Consider the following 17,504-nt stretch of genomic DNA (forward strand, 5'->3'; position numbering starts at 1 on the left):
ATGGACACTGTGCAGCTGCTCGGCGAGGGATTCCTCGGCGCGCTCACCCTCCAGAACCTGCTGTGGGTGCTCTTCGGATGCCTGCTCGGCACCGCCGTCGGGGTGATGCCGGGGCTCGGTTCGTCCATGGCGGTCGCTCTGCTGCTGCCGATCACGTTCGCGCTCGAGCCCACGGCGGCGTTCATCATGTTCGCCGGCGTGTACTTCGGCGGGCTGTTCGGCGACTCGACCATGGGCATCCTGATGAACACCCCCGGTCAGGCCTCCGCCATCGCCTCGACGTTCGAAGGCCACAAGATGGCTCTCGACGGCAGAGCGACGCAGGCGCTGGCCACGGCGGCGATCGGCGCGTTCATCGGCGGTTTCGTCGCGTCCATCGCGGTTGTGTTCCTCGCCCCGGTGCTGGCGGACTTCTCGACGCAGTTCGGGCCGGCCGAGTTCTTCGCCCTCGCGGTGTTCGCCTTCGCCGCCACCTCCACCGTCGTCACCGACAACACCGTGAAAGGTCTGGCATCGCTCTTCCTGGGCCTCGGCATCGCCGTGATCGGCATCGACGGCGTATCCGGTGCTCCGAGATTCACACTCGGATCGCCCTACCTGTTCGACGGCGTCTCGCTTGTGACCGTCACCGTGGCGATCCTCGCGCTCGGGGAGGTGATCTTCGTCGCGTCGCTCGCCCGTCACGGCGGCGGCATGAAGCTCATCCGCCCCAAGGGAAGTCCCTGGTTGTCGCGACGTGCGATGCGCGAAGCCGCTCCCGCCTGGGCCCGTGGCACAGCGATCGGGCTGCCGTTCGGCATCGTGCCTGCGGGAGGATCGGAGATCCCTACGTTCCTCGCCTACGGGCTCGAGAAGCGCCTGGATGCGCGCCGGAAGTCGCCGCAGTTCGGCAGGGGAGCCATCCGGGGCCTGGCCGCGCCCGAGGCCGCGGGGAACTCGACGACCGGCATGGCTATGGGCGCGCTGCTGTCACTCGGCCTGCCGATCTCCGCGACCGCCGCGATCATGCTCGCCGCCTTCCGCCAGTACGGGCTGCAGCCGGGCCCGCTGCTGTTCGAGCGTTCGCCTGAGCTGGTCTGGTCGCTGTTGGCGAGCTTCTTCATCGCGATGGTGGTGCTGCTCGTCCTGAACCTCCCGTTCGCCGCCCTGTGGGCGCGGCTGCTGCTGATCCCGAAGCCCTACCTGTACGCGGGCATCACGATGCTGTGCGCGATGGGAATCTATGCCTCTTCCGGTTCGGTGTTCGATCTGCTGATGGTGCTCGGAATCGGGTTGCTCGGGTTCATCATGCGCGCGCACGACTTCCCGCTGGCGCCGCTGATCATCGGCATGGTGCTGGGCCCGCTCGCCGAGACGAGCCTGCGCGACGCCGCGATGAGCGCCAACGGCGACTTCGCGGTGCTCGTGCAGAGCCCGATCGCCCTGGGGCTGTACGGGGTGCTCGTCATCGTGCTGGTCCTCGCCGTCACCAACCGCGTGCTCGCCAGGCGCAGGGCGCGCGCAGAGCTGTGACGGCGCTCGTGTCGCCGGCGGACACGTCCTCGGCTGCCCGGCCGCGATAGCGTTGACGCATGCAGTACACATCACTGGGGAACAGCGGTCTCGTCGTCTCGGCACTCGGAGTGGGATGCAATGCATTCGGCCGCAGGATCGACCAGGATGCGAGCACGGAGGTGGTCTCGACGGCGCTCGAGAACGGCGTGAACTTCTTCGACACGGCGGACTCGTACGGCGCCGGCGCGTCCGAGACGATGCTGGGGCGCGCACTCGGCGCCCGCCGGGACGAAGCCGTCGTGGCCACCAAGTTCGGCATGGACATGGCAGGCGTCTACCCAGGCGCCAGAGAGAACCGCACCAGCCGTGGATACATCGCTCGCGCAGTCGAGGGGAGTCTCACCCGTCTCGGGACGGACTACATCGACCTCTACCAGCTGCACACGCCGGATCGGATCACGCCGATCGAGGAGACCCTCGTCGCGCTGACCGATCTCATCAGGGCGGGCAAGGTGCGCTACATCGGATGTTCGAACCTCGCCGCGTGGGAGGTCGCCGATGCAGCCGCGGTGTCGGATGCGATCGGCGCTGAGCACTTCATCACCTCGCAGAACGAGTACTCGCTGTACAACCGCAGCGCGGAGTCGGAGCTCGTGCCCGCCTTGGAGCACTACGGGATGAGCCTGCTGCCGTACTTCCCGCTGGCATACGGACTGCTCACCGGCAAGTACGCGCGCGGCGAGGCAACTCCCGAGGGAACCAGGCTCGTCACGGAGTCCTCACGCCTCGACGGCGCGGATTGGGACATCGTCGAAGGGTTCCGCACGTTCGCCCGCGAACGGGGCATCAGCATGCTCGACGTCGCGCTCGGCGGCCTGCGCGCCCAGGCCACAGTCGACACGGTCATCGCCGGTGCGACGCGGGGGGAGCAGATCGTCGCGAACGCGCGCTCGGTGGAGTGGGTGCCGAGCGATGAGGACCTTGCTGCGCTGGACCAGATCGTTCCGCCGGGATCCGGATCGGGGTACCTGACGTTCGCAACGCCCCGGCGGTAGCAGATCACTCGTCATGTCCTCAGCAGAGCCGATGAGATGACCGCGAACTTGAGTGATAGCTGCCGTTCAGTTGTGTCTTCGTCGACGCTTGCGTCGTCCGAAACGGGATTCAGCCCCGACAAGCCGCGAGTGCTTTCACCTCACCGCTCTCCGTCGCACGACCACAGCTGACGTCGCACTCGAGTCGTACTGAAGGTGTTCCTCAGAAGGCTGTTTGACAACAGCTACTTTGTATTGCAAGGCTTGTTTGCATGGCTGCCAGGGATCGGACTGCACAACTCCGCAAGGGAGTGTTGGAGCTCGCGATCCTTGCGGTGCTTGATGGCGAGGAATATTACTCCATCGAGATCATCGAACAGTTGGGCACGCAGCCCGCACTGACCGCGACTCCAGGTACGGTCTATCCGCTGCTCGCACGGCTGGAGAAAGCCGAAAAGGTAGTCACTCGTTGGGTTGAGGCTGGGAGCGGCGGCCCTCCAAGAAAGTACTACAGCCTCACAGATGAGGGCCGCGCGGCGCTCGAAGAGGGAGCGGCGGCCTGGGATGCGCTGAGTAGCGCGATGGGCGAGCTGCTCCGGAAAGGTGGTCGCGTCTCATGAAGTCCTACCTGCGTGCAGTTGGCGCCCACCTCGGGAACCTCAGCAGAACGGATCGCTTGCTCGCTTTGGAAGGGCTTGAAGCTCAGCTCGGCGAGCTGCTGGAAGCACACATGGATCCCGTGGAGGCGCTGGGCGCTCCTGAGGACTACGCAGGTGAGCTTCTCGACGCGCTTGCGAGCGATGTGCCTGCCGACGAGCCCCACCTCCGAGTGCTGGGGCTCCCCGTGGAGACGCGGGGCCCGGTGAGCGCCAAGGTCCGTTCGCGAACATGGAATCCGGAGAGCTCGCGCCTCGTGGTACCGAGACTGCTCGGAGTCGGATGGACGCTCAATCTCGGCGCTCTCGCCGTGAGACTCAGGCTCATCCGCCCTGACGACGCAACCAGCGAAGTGCTCGACCAGGTGCCTGAACGCACAGTTCGCGCCGCGCAGCTCGCGCCGCTCCTGACTGCAGGCGCGGCCGCGGGCGCTCTGGCGCTCACGTGGAAGAGAATGCCGGACCGTGTTGCGTCTCGTTTTGACATCCTGGGGCGACAGAATCGCACAAGTTCGAAGCTCTCGATGCTCGGCAGCCTTGCCCTGGGCATCGTGCCAGCACTGTGGGCGGTACGCAGGCAGGCTTCAGTAGAGGATCGGCTCGTGAGCGCCGCAAGCGCAACAACCCTGGCTGCCGTCTCGGCCTCGGTTGTCGCGGCTTCAATCCTCAGCGCACGCCAACCACGTGGCCGATGGGGGCTGCTCGTCCCCACTGGACTCATTCTCGGCGTCACGGCATCACTCGGGGTGATCGTGCTCCCGCTGCGTGCAGGTCTGCGCCGCGCCTGGCGCAACGCCAAGGTGACCTCGGACCGTGCGGAACGCGAGCGCTGAGAGTCATCGCTTGGACCCTCATCGAGTGCGGCTCGTGCTCTTTGGTGCTGATCGCTTTGGTCTTATGAGCCAACCGGACAGACGCTGTCGCCGGGCCGGCGCTCCGAGCCCGATGGATCGCCACGACTGACGACCACGCCGCCCCAGCAGGGGGAGGCACGCTTGACTTCACTAATATGTAATGCAAGGATGTATGCAATACATATATCAAGTGCATCACATGCGCCTTCTGTTCGGTCTCCTGGTCAGAACTCGGCCTGATCCCGACCGCATCATCAATCGCCACCGGTGCACCGCAGAATGAGTCCGCTCTCTGGTGGCCGATCGGCACCGGCCTGATCCGCTTGCTGCTGCTCGCAGCCGCCGTACTCATCTTCCGCCGAAAGGAACTCCGATGACACACCCCACCGTTGCCGCCGACCACCTCACCAAGAGATTCGACGACCGCGAAGCTGTTTCCGGTCTGTCGTTCTCGGTGCCCCGCGGGCAGGCGTTCGGGCTGCTCGGTCCGAACGGATCAGGCAAGACCACCACCATTCGACTCCTCAACGGGCTCCTCACCCCTGACGGTGGCACTGTCACTCTCTTCGGGGAAGCCGTCACCACAAGGAACGCAGATGCGCTTCGACGGAGAATCGGAGTCCAAACCGACACGAATCTCTACGAGACTCTCTCTGCACGCGAGAACCTGCGCACCTGGGGCTCGCTCTACGGAATCGACCGCAACTCACTCGATAGTCGCGTCGATGACGTGCTCGACATCTTCGGGCTCTCAGATCGCGCGGACTCCCTCGCAGGCGAGTTCAGCAAGGGGATGCGACAGAAACTCGCTATCGGGCGCGCCATCATCCACAACCCCGAGCTGCTGTTTCTCGACGAGCCGACCGCTGGCCTTGACCCCGAGGCCGCCGCCGAGCTCATCGACTACCTCAAACAGATGATCCGCTCCCTTGACACCACTGTTGTGATCTCGACACACCAGCTCGCCGGCCTCGAAACGCTCTGCGACGACATCGGCATCATCAAGCAGGGGCGGCTGCTCACCGCCGGACCAGTCGATGTGCTCCTGCGGCAGGAATGGCCCGGATATCGCTACGCCCTGAGCATCGACGGCGACCACGATACGGCCCGCCGCATCGTCGCCTCGCTCGCGACCGTTGACGAAAGCGCCGCCGCCTCGCAGATCCCGTTCCAGACCGTTGATGACGGCACCGTCTCCGAGGTCGTTGCGATGCTCGTGCGCGCCGACATCGCGGTACGCGCAGTGACCCCGCAGCATCCCACGATCGAAGACTTCTACTTCACCACGCTCAACAAGGAGGCCAGCGCATGACTGCCCAGCTCCATACCTCACAGCGCCGCGGAACCCGTGGTGGGATCGGCTGGCAGCGCGTCGCCGCCGTGATGCGCAAAGACTGGCTCGAGGTGGTGCGCAACAAGCAGATGCTCGCTTCCCTCGTCGCAGTGCCGTTGGTATTCGCGATCCTGCTGCCGACGGGGATCATCCTGCTCGGCGGCAGCGGGATCCTCACCTCCACCATCGCGGGGCTGCAGGGCTTTCTTGACAACTTGCCCGCGGGCATCGCTCCGACCGGCTACACGCCAGACCAGACCGTCGTCTATGCGGTGATCGTGTACTTCCTTGCCCCGTTCTTCCTCGTGATCCCTGTCATGACCGCGTCGATCACCGCCTCCTCCAGCCTTGTCGGCGAGAAGGAGCGTCGCACCATCGAAGGGCTGCTCTACACACCCCTCTCCAACCGCGAGCTCGTACTCGCCAAAGTGCTCGGATCGGTGATCCCGTCAGTAATGCTCACCTGGATCGCGTTCGTGATCTACGCGGTGATCGTGGGAGTGCTCGGTGCTCCGATGATGGGCGGGATCTTCTTCCCGACTTGGACATGGGCAGTGCTCATCATGCTGCTCGTGCCCCTCGTCGGGTTCCTCGCGACCAGCGTGATCGTCGCGGTGTCCGGGCGGTCGACCACGATGCAGGGCGCGCAGGGCACCGCGATGTTCGTCGTGTTCCCTATCCTCGCCCTCGTCGTCGGCCAGGCCACCGGTCTCATGCTGTTCAACGTCGGCGTCGCCCTCATCGCGGCGGCCGTGCTCGTCTTGGCCGATGTGCTCGCGTTCGTGCTCGTCGTGGCCAGGTTCCAGCGAGAGCACATCGTCACGAAGCTCTGACTCGCAAGCACTGCGAAAGGCAAGCCTGCAGATATGCCGACGACGGATGCGGGGACGAACGACAGTGCGGCGTTGGTGTCGCCGTTCGCAGAGGACCGCTGAAAGGCTCCGTCTGTTCGGGCGACTGCGGCTCCCGTCTCATGATCACTCACGCGAAGAACGGCAAGGGCATCGTCTACCCGTACTTCATCTGCGCCGGTCGGCACTCCAAGCGCACGAGCTGCGTCCGTCAGGCCATGCCGATCGAGCACATCGAACGACATGCCCAGGACTACTGGATGTCAAACCTGCGGACGTCGCAAGTTCGTGCTTCGATCATCGGGTGGGCCCTGCCGGGATCGAACCGACGACATCCACGGTGTAAACGTGGCGCTCTACCAGCTGAGCTAAAGGCCCTGGTACCGACCAGTCTATCGGCACGCGGCCGACGCGGCTGTCACGCCGCAGCGCGCTTGGGCCACATCCGGCGCGGCAGTTCGAACAGCAGGCTGACAGGCAGGCGGCGGCCGATCAGCGCGAACCCGGTCGACACCGCCACCGTCAGCAGGAACACCACCGGCAGCACCACGGCGGGGTGCGTCACACCGACCCGCTCGGCGACGTTGAAGATCGCCGCATACGCGGGGTAGTGCACCACGTAGAAGATCAGCGAGTACTGCCCGACGAAGCGCACGGGCCGCAGCCATCCGGCATCCGGGATGTACACGGCCACGCGGGCGAGCGCGAGAATGCCGAGCAGGCCTGGCACCGCGGCGAACGGCTCGTACCAGAGCGGCACCCAGAACGCCGAGGCGAGGCCGAGCGCAAGGGGGATCGCAGTCAGTGCGATCGCGACCGGCACGTTGATCGCGGCGACGAAACGATCCCAGTACCGTTCGATGAAGGCACCGAGGAAGAAGAACGGCATCAGGTAGAACAGCCTCTGGATCAGCGTGTCGTCCGGCAGCAGGAACATACCGACGAAGCCCAGCAGGATGAACGCCCATGCCGGCACCCATTTGGTCAGCAGCGCGACAAGGTAGTACACCAGCACGAACTGCATGAACCACAGGTATGTGTTCCAGAAGCCCCACTCCCATGGCATGCCGGGCAGCGAGCCACCGCCGGCGATGAGTGCGAGATTGAAGACGACCGTCCACACGATGATCGGCCACAGAATGCGCCGCAGCTTGCCCCAGACATACTGCCCGGCTGTGCGCTTCAGCGACCCGGAGATCAGCAGTCCCGACAGGAACATCAGCATCGGCATCCGGAACGGCGCGAAGAACTCGCTCAGGAAGATGAACGGTTCCAGCACCGCGGGCGGGTGGGGGTCGTCGGCGAACGATGCCGTGACGATCTGTGTCGAGTGGTGAAGGATCACCAGCAGGATCGACAGTCCCCGCAGAGCGTCCATCCAACCCAGCCGACTGCTCGAACGATCGAGGGCGACGTGCGCACGGCTCACGGGCGCAACTGCACGCGCAGCCCTTGCATCGGCGCGCGATCGGGGGTTCTGTGACTCTGACACGCCGTCACTCTATCCGTGCCCGCACACGACGACGTGAAGCCTTGCCGAGTGCAGCTGACGCCCCGGCAGAACCGGATGCGCATTCGGTCCGCACACGCGGGCTCACTGACGTAGGTTGGAAGGATGAAAGCCTCTCCCGCCGACCAGCGCCTCCTGCTCGAAATCGCCGCGCTCGATGATCGGTACGACCGTGCCAAGCGCACGAAGGAGAACCCGCCGCAGGCCGCGCGCGTACGCGAGCTCGTGGAGCAGCGCACGGCCGAGAACCGGGTGCTCGCCGAACTGGTCGGTGAGCGCGACGGCCTGCGGACCGAGCTCACCAAGATCGACTCCGACGTCGACCTGGCGACCACGCGCAGGGAGCGCGATGCGAAGCGCCTCGAGCAGGCCACGGATCTCGCCACGATCAAGGCCCTCGAACAGGAACTCGCCTCACTGGCGCGGCGCCTCGATGATCTCGAGACCGCCCAGCTCGAACTGATGGAGAGGATCGAGCCGGCCGAGACGGCCGTGGCCGAGCAGGAGGCGACCGTACGGTCGACGATCGAAGAGGGCCAACGGCTCAGCGCCGAGGGTAAGGTGGGCGTCACCTCCGCCGCCCGCGACATGGAGGAGGCCTCGCGTGACCGGGCCGCCGTCGCCGGCAACGTGCCGGACGCTCTGCTCGCGATGTACGAACGGCTGCGTGCCAGGGGAGTAGGTGCCTCGCTTCTCGCCCGGGGCGTGTGCGGCGGATGCCACATGGCGCTGTCGCCGAGCGACCTCGCCGCCGTGCGCGCGCTCGCCGACGATGAAGTCGCCACCTGCCCGGAGTGCGGCGGAATTCTCGTGCGCACGGAAGAGAGTGGGCTCGGCGACGCCGGCGACGGACACGACCAGGGGACGGGCACCGTCTCATTCTCGTGACGCCGTGCCGATCGATTCTCCTTGGCGCGATGCCGATCTGATCGCACTCGGCCGCGATGGCCGGGACGCGGTCGTCGCTGTCGCCCTGCAACGCACCAACGGCGCCCCGGTGGAGATCGGCCGTCGTCCGCTGGCGCACGCCGAGCTTTCGCCCTGGGTCGCGGCCCGTGAGCGTGAGGCGCGCGACGGTGGTCGGCACGTGCGCTGGGTGTGGTCGTCGTCCGCCGTGTGGTATCCGTTGCTGCTCGCCTCGGGTGTGCGCGTCGAGCGCTGCAGCGATCTGCGCCTCTCCCGCACGATCCTCCGCAGCGCGCGGGAAGGCGCTCTGCCCGACAGCGCGACCTGGGATGCACCGGCCGAGGACGCCGCGCCGGCTGCGCTGTTCGATCTGGCGCCGGATGGCGGGTCGCGCCCGCAGCACGTCGACGAGACGCTCGCCGAACTGGTTCGTCACGACGGCGTTCTGCGCGCCGCTCCCGCCGGCGTCGCGGGCCGGTTGCGCCTTCTGCTGGCCGCAGAGTCGGCCGGGTCCCTCGTGGCGGCGGAAATGACGACGGCGGGCCTGCCGTGGGATCGTACGCGGCACGAGCAGCTCCTCGTGGCGGAACTGGGGGAGCGGATGGCGGGCGGCGTGCCGAGACGCATCACCGAGCGGGCGGACGAGGTGCGCCGTGCACTGGGGGACCCCACGGCGTCGCTCGATTCTCAGCCCAAGCTGCTGCGCGCGCTGCACAGGGCAGGCGTCGAAGTGCGCACGACCAGCAAATGGGAGATCGCCGATCACGATCATCCGGCGATCGCGCCTCTGCTCGACTACAAGCGGATGATGCGGTTGTACACCGCCAACGGATGGGCGTGGCTCGACGAGTGGGTGCGCAACGGCCGCTTCCGCCCCGTGTACGTGCCTGGCGGCGTCGTGACGGGCAGATGGGCGTCGTCAGGCGGCGGCGCGCTGCAGATCCCGAAGAGTCTCCGCGACGCCGTCCGAGCCGATCCCGGATGGATGATCATCGACGCCGACGTGGCCCAGCTGGAACCGCGAGTGCTCGCCGCCATGGCGCACGACGAGCACATGGCGGATGCCGCGCGCGGACGGGACCTCTACGACGGCATCGTCGACACGGGAATCGCCGCGTCGCGGACCGAGGCGAAGTACGCCGTCCTCGGCGCGCTGTACGGCTCGACGACGGGCGACGCAGCACGGCTGATGCCTCGACTGCGGCGCGCGTTCCCTCGCGCCATCCGCCTGACCGACGACGCGGCGCGAGCGGGGGAGAGGGGCGAGCGCGTGGCGACGCTGCTCGGCCGGATGTCGCCGCCGCCCGACGAGCGCTGGGTCGAGCTCCAGCGCGATGCAAGGGAGTCGGCTGCAAACGAACGGATGGCCGGCACGGCGGCCCGCGAGCGCGGCCGGTTCACCCGCAACTTCGTCGTCCAGGGAACAGCGGCCGAGTGGGCGCTGGCCTGGATGGCCGATCTGCGCTCGAAACTGGCCGCCTTTCCGCCATCTGGCGTGCCGGCAGCGGCATCCGGCCCCGTGTTCGCCCGCCGTGCGCACCTGGCGTTCTTCCTGCACGACGAAGTGATCGTGCACGCCCCCGCCGAGCACGCCGAGGCCGCGGCCGACGCCATCCGGAGCTCCGCGGCCACCGCCGCCCGCGTGCTGTTCGGCGACTTCCCGATCGACGTACCGCTGGACATCCGTATCGGGCCCAGCGCCGCGCCCTGACCCGACGACGATGAGAGAAGCGAATGGGCCGGCCTGTACGCCGGGTTCTGTTCGGGAGCTCTCGCTCCGTCGGCGGCCATCTCTCTCGGCGACGCGTTGCCGCGCCGCTCCAGCAACCTACCCGGGGACTCGGCGGGCCGCGTCAACATCCCCTGTCTGGTCTTGCTCCCGGTGAGGTTTACCCAGCAGGCCGCGTCACCACGGCCCCTGGTGGTCTCTTACACCACCGTTTCACCCTTACCGGCCGAAGCCGGCGGTCTGCTTTCTGTTGCACTGTCTCGCGGATTGCTCCGGGTGGGCGTTACCCACCACCGTGCCCTGTGGAGCCCGGACGTTCCTCGGCGTGCTCATCGCACGACGCGACCGCCCGGCCGACCCATTCGCTGCTTCGAGTCTACCGCCGCAGGCTCTCCGGAACGACCCAGCGGCGTCAGAGACGGGCGAGATGGTCCTCGTCGGTGCGGGCGAGGCTGGCGGCGCCGATGATGCCTGCGTTGTTGCGGTGCTCGGCGATGCGCATCTCGGCCCGTGTGGAGAGGTACGGCATGAACTTCTCAGGGTTCTTCGACACACCGCCGCCCACCAGGATCAGGTCGGGGGAGAACAGGAACTCGATGTGCTCGTAGAAGTGCTGCAGATTATCCGCCCATTCCTTCCACTTCAGGCCGAGCCGCTCGCGCGCCGATGCCGAGGCGATGCGCTCGATGGACTCGCCTTCCCAGAGGAGGTGGCCCAGCTCGGTGTTGGGCACGAGCCTGCCTGCAAAAAGGAACGCGGAACCGATGCCGGTGCCGAGCGTGGTGAGGATCGTCAGGCCCGGCACGCCCTTGGCCGCGCCGTAGCGCAGCTCTGCGAGGCCCGCCGCGTCCGCGTCGTTGACGAAGTGGATATCGCGCCCCAGACCCTCCTCGAAGAACTTCTCCGCGGCGAAATCGATCCAGTCGTCCGAGATGTTGGCGGCCGACAGCGTCTTGCCGTCCTTGACGATCGCCGGAAAGCACACGCCGAGCGGCAGGCCGTCCGCGTCGTCCCCGAGAAGTGCGAGCAGCTCGCCGGCGGTCTCGAGGACGTCCTTCGGGCGCGCGCCGTCCGGCGTCGGAATACGCACGCGGTCGGTCACCAGCTCGCCGGTGTCGAGATCCACGATTCCGGCCTTCATGCCGGTTCCTCCGACGTCGATTCCCACCGCACGATTTTCACTGTCTGCCATGACCATCAGCTTACTTCGGGCAGCGTGGTGCCTCGCGCCACGGCCGTGCCATCGGTCCGAATGTGTCGACGTTCCGCAGCGGAGCGCTCGCCGGACGTGCCCTTCGGTGGCGTTCGGGTCGCGTCGCGCACGACGAAGGGCGCCGACATCCGGAATCGCATCCGTGTGCCGACGCCCTGTCGAGATCGCCTGCTACGCGCTCTTGGCTTCCTTGTCGCCCTGACCACGGCGGGCGCGGACGAACTCGAGGCGCTCCGCGAGGATCTCCTCGAGTTCCGGGAGAGTGCGGCGTTCGAGCAGCATGTCCCAGTGCGTTCGCGGGGTCTTGTCGTCGGAGTGGTCGACCTCTGCCTGCCCCTTCTCCGTCTGCAGAAGCGCCTCGCCCGTGCAGGTGCGGCATTCCCAGCCCGCCGGCGGCTCCGCGTCGGCGGCGAAGTTCAGTACGGTGTCGCGACCGCACTGAGTGCATTTGTAGGTGTATTCTGCGCGCTCCATGAACACGACGCCGTCTTCGCTCTGTAGGCTCTGGGCGCCGAGTCGGATGCCACGAAGGCTACGGTCTGCCATTGTGTGGTCCTCTCGTCAGCTTTTCTTTATAGCGCGTGCGCCTGAATGGATCATCCGAAGGTACACCCGGCGCGCCTCCGTGTCAGCCGGGAAGGGCAAGATCGCGCGATCATCCCAACGCGCGAAGGGTCGCATCGGCACGATCCGTGACGATGCCGTCGACGCCGCGGTCGACGAGCATGCGCATGCGGTCGGTGTCGTTCACCGTCCACACGTGCACCTCGGTTCCCGCGGTGTGCGCATAGTCGATCAGACGGCGTGTCAGCACACGCACCGGTCCCTGGCGTTCCGGTATCTGCAGCGCGTCGATCTCCGCGAGCAGGCGCGAGGCCCTCGCGTCTGCGCGGATCGCCGCCGCCAGGACCAGCCGGATGATCGTTTCCCGACCTGCGGACGTGGCAGGGCGCGCGGGCGCCGCCGCACGCAGCGCCGTCAGCCGTCGCGCGTCGGAGAAGCTCGTCACCAACGCGCGTTCGGCGTACCGACCGACGATCCGGCCGGCCGGCCCCGCTGCGTCGTTCGCCTTGACGTCGATGTTGAACCGCATGCGCGGGAACGCATCGAACGCCTGCTCGAGCGTGACCAGGCCGCCGCGGTCGGCGAGTTGGCGCTCCATCTCGTGCGCCGTCACCTGATCGACTCGGCGCGGGTCACCCGTGACGGACGCGAGTGTGTCGTCGTGGAAGAGCACGACCTCGCCATCGGCCGTGAGGTGGCAATCGCTCTCGATGTACTCGACCCCCGCCGCGTGTGCGGCGGCGAAGGCCGCGAACGTGTTGGGTGCATGCTCGTCGCCCGCGGCGACGAGCCCCCGATGTGCGAGGACTCGGGGGCTCGTCGGCGCGAAGAACGGATGCGTCACTCGTTCGGCGGGTAGCCGCCCGGTGCGGGCGGCGCCGGGGGAATCGTTCCCTCGGCAGGAGCGGCGCGCTGCTCGGCGCGGGTGGCGGGAGCCGGCGCTCCGCCGACCGATGAGGTCGTGGCCTCAGCTTCCGCCTCCTCGGTCACCTTCGCGGCCTCTGCGACCGCTGCGGCGGCAGCTTCTGCGGCCGACGAGGACGGCTTCGGCGGAACAGGGGCCGGGGGAGTGGGCGCCGACCCGGAAGGGCCTGCCTGTCCACCGCCGGCGAACCCGCCGGCGATCCCCTTCAGCGCCTCGGTCATCTCGCTCGGGATGATCCACATCTTGCTCGACTCGCCCTCGGCGATCTTCGGCAGCGTCTGCAGGTACTGGTACGCGAGAAGCTTGTCGTCCGGCGCACCGGCGTGGATCGCGTGGAACACCGTCTGGATAGCCTCGGACTCACCCTGGGCGCGCAGAACCTGGGACTGCTTGTCACCGTCGGCCTTGAGGATCTCGGACTGCCTCGCGCCCTCGGCGACGAGGATCTGCGACTGCTTGTGTCCCTCGGCCGTGAGGATCGCGGCGCGACGGTCTCGCTCGGCACGCATCTGCTTCTCCATGGCGTCCTGCAGCGAGGGCGGCGGATCGATCGCCTTCAGCTCCACGCGGTTCACCTTGATGCCCCATCGGCCCGTCGCCTCGTCGAGCTCCGTCATCAGCTTCGCGTTGATCGTGTCGCGCGAGACGAGCGCCTGCTCGAGGTTGAGCGAGCCGACCACGTTACGCAGGGTGGTGATCGTGAGCTGCTCGACGGCGCCGAGGTAGTTCGCGATCTCGTAGGTAGCCGCACGCGGGTCGGTGACCGTGAAGTAGACGACCGTGTCGACGTCGACTGTCAGGTTGTCCTCGGTGATGACGCCCTGAGGCGGGAACGAGACGACCTGCTCGCGGAGGTCGACGCGCAGTCGGGGCTTCTCGAAGAACGGGATGATCCCGTGCGGGCCTCCGTAGAGCGTGCGGTTGTACTTTCCGAGTCGCTCGATGATCAGCGCGTCGCTCTGCCGCACGATCGTGATCGCTTTCGCAAGCGTCACGATCACGAACAGCAGAATCGCGATCGCGAGGATCCACAGGACTATGGTTCCCGGCATGATTAGTTCTCCCCAGTATTGGTGGGCGGAATGGGCTGGTCGGTGACGTACACGGTGGCCCCTGACACCTGCTGCACGTAGATCAGTGCGCCTGACGGAATCTGCCGCGCCGTCGAGGTGCGCGCCGTCCATGTCTGTCCGTTGGACAGCTTCACGGTTCCCGTTGTCGGGCTGACGGCCTGCTGCACCGTACCGGCGATGCCCATCAGGGCGTCGACGTTGAACTTCTGCGGATCGCGCGGCCGCTTCACCCGCTTCAGCAGCGGCGGCCGGATGAACAGCAGCAGGATCACCGCGACGACGGCGACCACAATCACCTGCAGCCAGATCGGTGCGCCGAGCAGAGAGGAGACGACACCGGCGACACCGCCGATCGACAGCATCAGGAAGGTGAGCTCGCCTGAGAGCATTTCGATGACCAGCAGGATGGCGATGATCGCTATCCAGCCGATCCAGGCATAGTCGGTGACGAGGTCCATTGATCCTCCACTTGCGGCGTTTACTGAAGCCTATCGGTTAGTCTCGGCGTGGTCTGCCGCGACGTGTGCTCAATGATGTCCGGCATTCCGCCCGTCCCGATCACAGGTCATAGGAGTTCACCCGTGTCAGAGTCGCTCGCCCCCGGATCGCTCACCGGAAGGACCGCCGTCGTGACGGGGTCCTCCCGCGGAATCGGAGCCGACACCGTTCGCAGCCTCGCGCAGGCCGGCGCGAACGTCGTCATCAACTACCGCAACAAGGCGCCGCGGGCCGAGAAGCTCGCGAACGAGGTCAGGGAGATGGGCGTCGAGGCGCTCGTCGTCGGCGCAGATCTCACGGACGCGGATTCGCTGGAGAAGATGTTCGCGGGCGTGAAGGACGCGTTCGGGTCGATCGACATCCTCGTGCTCAACGCGTCGGGCGGCATGGAGTCGGGCATGGCGGAGGACTACGCTCTCACGCTGAACCGCGACGCCCAGCTGGCAACGCTCGACGCCGCGGCCCCGTTGCTCGGTGCCGGCTCGCGTGTCGTCTTCGTCACCAGCCACCAGGCCCACTTCATCCGGACGACGCCGACCATGCCGGAGTACGAGCCCGTCGCACTGTCGAAGCGCGCAGGCGAAGATGCACTGCGCGAGCGGATCCCCGCTCTCACGGAGCAGGGCATCGAGTTCGTCGTCGTCTCCGGCGACATGATCGAAGGCACGATCACCGCAACGCTGCTGGAGCGCACCAACCCCGGTGCCATCTCGGCGCGTCGCGAGGAGGCCGGCAAGCTGTACAACGTCGCGGAGTTCGCCGCGGAGATCGCGCAGGCCGCGGTCGAGCCGATCCCCGAGAACAACGAGCGCATCGTGGGAGACGTCTCCGGCTTCACCGCCTGACCCCGCGGAAGATCCCACCACGGTGGGATCCGGCCCCGGAACCCGCGTGGCACGATGGCTCCGTGGCACGACAGAGGAGACCCAAGCGCGAGCGCAGGGAGCGGACCCGCGCCGGCGCGGTCGGCCGGTGGGCGCGGCAGCACCCGCGTGCGGTCTGGTACGTCTCGGCCAGTGCCGTTGCGGCCGTGCTGTACGCAGTCGCCGCACCGCTCGAAGCCGCGCAGTACGGTGCCCCCGTGCTGGTGGCGCTGCTGGTCACCGCCGCCAGGTTCGGTGCCATCGTGCTCGCCGTGCGCTTCCCCCTCATCGGAACGGTCCTGTTCGCCGCGGTGAGCGTCGTGGTGCGCTGGAGTCCGGCCCCGAACGGCCTCCCGTGGCCGTGGACGGTCACGACGATCGTGGGCTTCGTCGCCCTCGTGGTGATCGTCTGGGCACGCCACGGCTGGCTGCGGGGACTGATCGCGTACCTGGTGCCCGCCGTCTCGGTGAGCGCACTTGCAGCCATCGAGTTCGATGCCAGATCGCTGTCCGGGTTCATCGTCGCCGTGTCCGTCGGCGCCGTCGCGGCGGGTGCCGCGGCGCTGCTGCGCGAGAGGGCAAGGCTCGGCCGCGCCCTGACCAAGGAGCGCGAGGTGAGCGAGGCCGAGCAGGAGCGGCGCCTCGTCTCGGAGGAGCGGCAGCGCATCGCGCGCGAGCTGCACGACGTCGTCGCACACGGCCTGTCCCTGATCCAGGTGCAGGCGACGTCTGCCCGTTATCGACTCCCGGATGTCCCGGCCGATGCCGCAGCGGAGTTCGACGACATCGCAGCGTCTGCACGTTCCTCGCTCGCCGAGATGCGGCACCTGCTCGGCGCCCTGCGCGGCGACGAGCAGCCGGCGCAGCACGCCCCGCAGCCCACCATCGAGGAGGTCGCCGACCTTGTCTCAGATGCCCGGCGTGCCGGCGCCGACGCGTCGCTGTCAGCTGTGAACCTCGACAGCGTGCCCACGGCCGTCAGCCTGACCGCGTACCGCATCGTGCAGGAGGCTCTGAGCAATGCCATCCGCCATGCACCGGGCAGCCGTGTCGATATCGCCCTTCACCACGACGACGACCGGCTGCTCATCGAGGTGCGCAACTCCGTACCGACCCAGCCCGCGCCCCGTGCCAGCGGCAGCGGTCACGGGCTGATCGGAATGCGGGAGCGGGCCGGCCTGCTCGGCGGCACGCTGTCCGCCGGCGCCACCGACGTCGGCGGGTATCTGGTGCGCGCCGAGTTCCCCATCGAATCGGACACCACAGGGCAGAGCGTGACGGAGGCAGGATGAGCACGGACCGGATCACGGCGCTGGTCGCTGATGACCAGAGCATGGTGCGAGCGGGGTTCGCCGCGCTTCTCGATGCGCAGCCGGACATCAGGGTCGTCGGTCAGGCCGCAGACGGGGAGGAGGCCGTCTCGTCGGCACGCGAGCTGCGCCCCGACGTCGTGCTGATGGATGTGCGCATGCCGACGATGGACGGCATCGAGGCCACGAGGCGGCTTCTGCGCCCTGATCGTCCGCTGCCGCATGTGCCGCGGGTGCTGATGCTGACCACATTCGACATCGACGACTACGTGCACGAGGCGCTGCGCGCCGGGGCCAGCGGCTTCCTGCTCAAGGACGCGCTGCCGGATGAGCTCGCCCAGGCCGTGCGCGTCGTCGCCGCGGGCGACGCACTGCTCGCGCCGAGCGTGACGAAGCGCCTGATCGAGAGATTCGCCGACACGCGCGACCCTGCACCGTCGCGCGCTGCCCTTCGTCTGAACGCACTCACCGACCGCGAGCGCGAGGTGCTGGAGCACATCGGCCGCGGCCTGTCGAACTCGGAGATCGCCGCCGCCCTGTTCATCGGGGAACAGACGGTGAAGACGCACGTCGGCAAGCTGCTCCAGAAGCTCGGTGCCCGCGACAGGGTGCAGCTCGTGATCACCGCGTACGACTCCGGACTCGTCGCGCCCGAGTGATCCCTCTGCGGTAGGGGGCGCCCGCCGGAAGA

At 67.5% G+C, this 17,504-nt stretch carries 17 protein-coding genes, 1 tRNA gene, 1 other RNA gene and 1 pseudogene; 12 read left to right on the top strand and 8 right to left on the bottom strand.

Annotated features, from left to right (window positions below):
• The 7 genes and pseudogenes from DZG09_RS11355 to DZG09_RS17100 form a co-directional block, all read left to right on the top strand.
• Entirely contained in the window at window positions 1-1,512 is a 1,512-nt protein-coding gene (locus tag DZG09_RS11355; RefSeq protein WP_119697826.1) for a tripartite tricarboxylate transporter permease, read from the top strand.
• Between the two features lie 59 nt (window positions 1,513-1,571).
• Window positions 1,572-2,549 (top strand): aldo/keto reductase, encoded by a 978-nt coding sequence (locus tag DZG09_RS11360; protein WP_119697827.1) that lies wholly within the window; start codon window positions 1,572-1,574, stop codon window positions 2,547-2,549.
• A gap of 251 nt (window positions 2,550-2,800) precedes the next feature.
• Entirely contained in the window at window positions 2,801-3,148 is a 348-nt protein-coding gene (locus DZG09_RS11365; protein ID WP_119697828.1) for a PadR family transcriptional regulator, read from the top strand.
• Window positions 3,145-4,017 (top strand): DUF5808 domain-containing protein, encoded by an 873-nt coding sequence (locus DZG09_RS11370; RefSeq protein WP_205529151.1) that lies wholly within the window; start codon window positions 3,145-3,147, stop codon window positions 4,015-4,017. Before DZG09_RS11365 ends, DZG09_RS11370 begins: the two co-directional genes overlap by 4 nt.
• 394 nt (window positions 4,018-4,411) lie before the next feature.
• Window positions 4,412-5,350: an ABC transporter ATP-binding protein gene (locus DZG09_RS11375; RefSeq protein ID WP_119697830.1), complete on the top strand. Its 939-nt coding sequence runs from the start codon at window positions 4,412-4,414 to the stop codon at window positions 5,348-5,350.
• Window positions 5,347-6,204, top strand: coding sequence for an ABC transporter permease subunit (locus DZG09_RS11380; RefSeq protein WP_119697831.1), 858 nt, complete (start codon window positions 5,347-5,349; stop codon window positions 6,202-6,204). Before DZG09_RS11375 ends, DZG09_RS11380 begins: the two co-directional genes overlap by 4 nt.
• Window positions 6,205-6,302: 98 nt before the next feature.
• A pseudogene (locus DZG09_RS17100) lies at window positions 6,303-6,455 on the top strand (hypothetical protein); the annotation flags it as partial.
• A gap of 72 nt (window positions 6,456-6,527) precedes the next feature.
• Here the strand turns inward: DZG09_RS17100 and DZG09_RS11385 are convergent.
• Window positions 6,528-6,600 (bottom strand) — tRNA-Val (locus DZG09_RS11385).
• Between the two features lie 40 nt (window positions 6,601-6,640).
• Window positions 6,641-7,600, bottom strand: a complete 960-nt coding sequence (locus tag DZG09_RS11390) for an acyltransferase family protein (protein ID WP_119697832.1) — start codon at window positions 7,598-7,600, stop codon at window positions 6,641-6,643.
• A 237-nt stretch (window positions 7,601-7,837) separates the two neighbouring features.
• Between DZG09_RS11390 and DZG09_RS11395 the strand changes: the two genes are divergently transcribed.
• Window positions 7,838-8,620 carry a zinc ribbon domain-containing protein gene (locus tag DZG09_RS11395; RefSeq protein ID WP_119697833.1) on the top strand — a complete coding sequence of 261 codons (783 nt, stop codon included), beginning with the start codon at window positions 7,838-7,840 and terminating at the stop codon, window positions 8,618-8,620.
• Window positions 8,621-8,624: 4 nt separating this feature from the next.
• Window positions 8,625-10,349, top strand: coding sequence for a bifunctional 3'-5' exonuclease/DNA polymerase (locus DZG09_RS11400; protein WP_240423968.1), 1,725 nt, complete (start codon window positions 8,625-8,627; stop codon window positions 10,347-10,349).
• 20 nt (window positions 10,350-10,369) lie between these two features.
• Here the strand turns inward: DZG09_RS11400 and rnpB are convergent.
• The 6 genes from rnpB to DZG09_RS11430 form a co-directional block, all read right to left on the bottom strand.
• Window positions 10,370-10,728, bottom strand: an RNA gene (gene rnpB, locus DZG09_RS11405) — RNase P RNA component class A.
• A gap of 51 nt (window positions 10,729-10,779) precedes the next feature.
• Window positions 10,780-11,559 (bottom strand): polyphosphate--glucose phosphotransferase, encoded by a 780-nt coding sequence (ppgK, locus tag DZG09_RS11410; protein WP_119698009.1) that lies wholly within the window; start codon window positions 11,557-11,559, stop codon window positions 10,780-10,782.
• A gap of 192 nt (window positions 11,560-11,751) precedes the next feature.
• Window positions 11,752-12,126 (bottom strand): RNA polymerase-binding protein RbpA, encoded by a 375-nt coding sequence (locus tag DZG09_RS11415; protein WP_119697835.1) that lies wholly within the window; start codon window positions 12,124-12,126, stop codon window positions 11,752-11,754.
• A 109-nt stretch (window positions 12,127-12,235) separates the two neighbouring features.
• The gene (locus DZG09_RS11420; protein ID WP_119697836.1) at window positions 12,236-12,988 is read right to left on the bottom strand and encodes a glycerophosphodiester phosphodiesterase family protein; all 753 of its coding nucleotides are present in this window, start codon (window positions 12,986-12,988) and stop codon (window positions 12,236-12,238) included.
• Entirely contained in the window at window positions 12,985-14,121 is a 1,137-nt protein-coding gene (locus DZG09_RS11425; protein ID WP_119697837.1) for an SPFH domain-containing protein, read from the bottom strand. Before DZG09_RS11425 ends, DZG09_RS11420 begins: the two co-directional genes overlap by 4 nt.
• Before the next feature lie 2 nt (window positions 14,122-14,123).
• Window positions 14,124-14,600, bottom strand: coding sequence for an NfeD family protein (locus DZG09_RS11430; RefSeq protein WP_119697838.1), 477 nt, complete (start codon window positions 14,598-14,600; stop codon window positions 14,124-14,126).
• A gap of 123 nt (window positions 14,601-14,723) precedes the next feature.
• Here DZG09_RS11430 and DZG09_RS11435 point away from each other — a divergent pair, with 123 nt between their 5' ends.
• The 3 genes from DZG09_RS11435 to DZG09_RS11445 all read left to right on the top strand — a co-directional run bounded on the left by DZG09_RS11435 (window position 14,724) and on the right by DZG09_RS11445 (window position 17,472).
• The gene (locus DZG09_RS11435) at window positions 14,724-15,485 is read left to right on the top strand and encodes an SDR family oxidoreductase (RefSeq protein WP_119697839.1); all 762 of its coding nucleotides are present in this window, start codon (window positions 14,724-14,726) and stop codon (window positions 15,483-15,485) included.
• Window positions 15,486-15,547: 62 nt separating this feature from the next.
• A complete protein-coding gene (locus DZG09_RS11440; RefSeq protein ID WP_162893292.1) occupies window positions 15,548-16,795 on the top strand; it encodes a sensor histidine kinase in 1,248 nt (415 codons plus the stop codon).
• On the top strand, window positions 16,792-17,472 hold the full coding sequence (locus DZG09_RS11445) for a response regulator (protein ID WP_119697841.1): 681 nt from the start codon (window positions 16,792-16,794) through the stop codon (window positions 17,470-17,472). The genes DZG09_RS11440 and DZG09_RS11445 overlap by 4 nt, the downstream gene beginning before the upstream one ends.
• Window positions 17,473-17,504 lie beyond the last annotated feature (32 nt).

This window comes from Microbacterium halotolerans (assembly GCF_003569805.1).
Taxonomy (GTDB): domain Bacteria; phylum Actinomycetota; class Actinomycetes; order Actinomycetales; family Microbacteriaceae; genus Microbacterium; species Microbacterium halotolerans.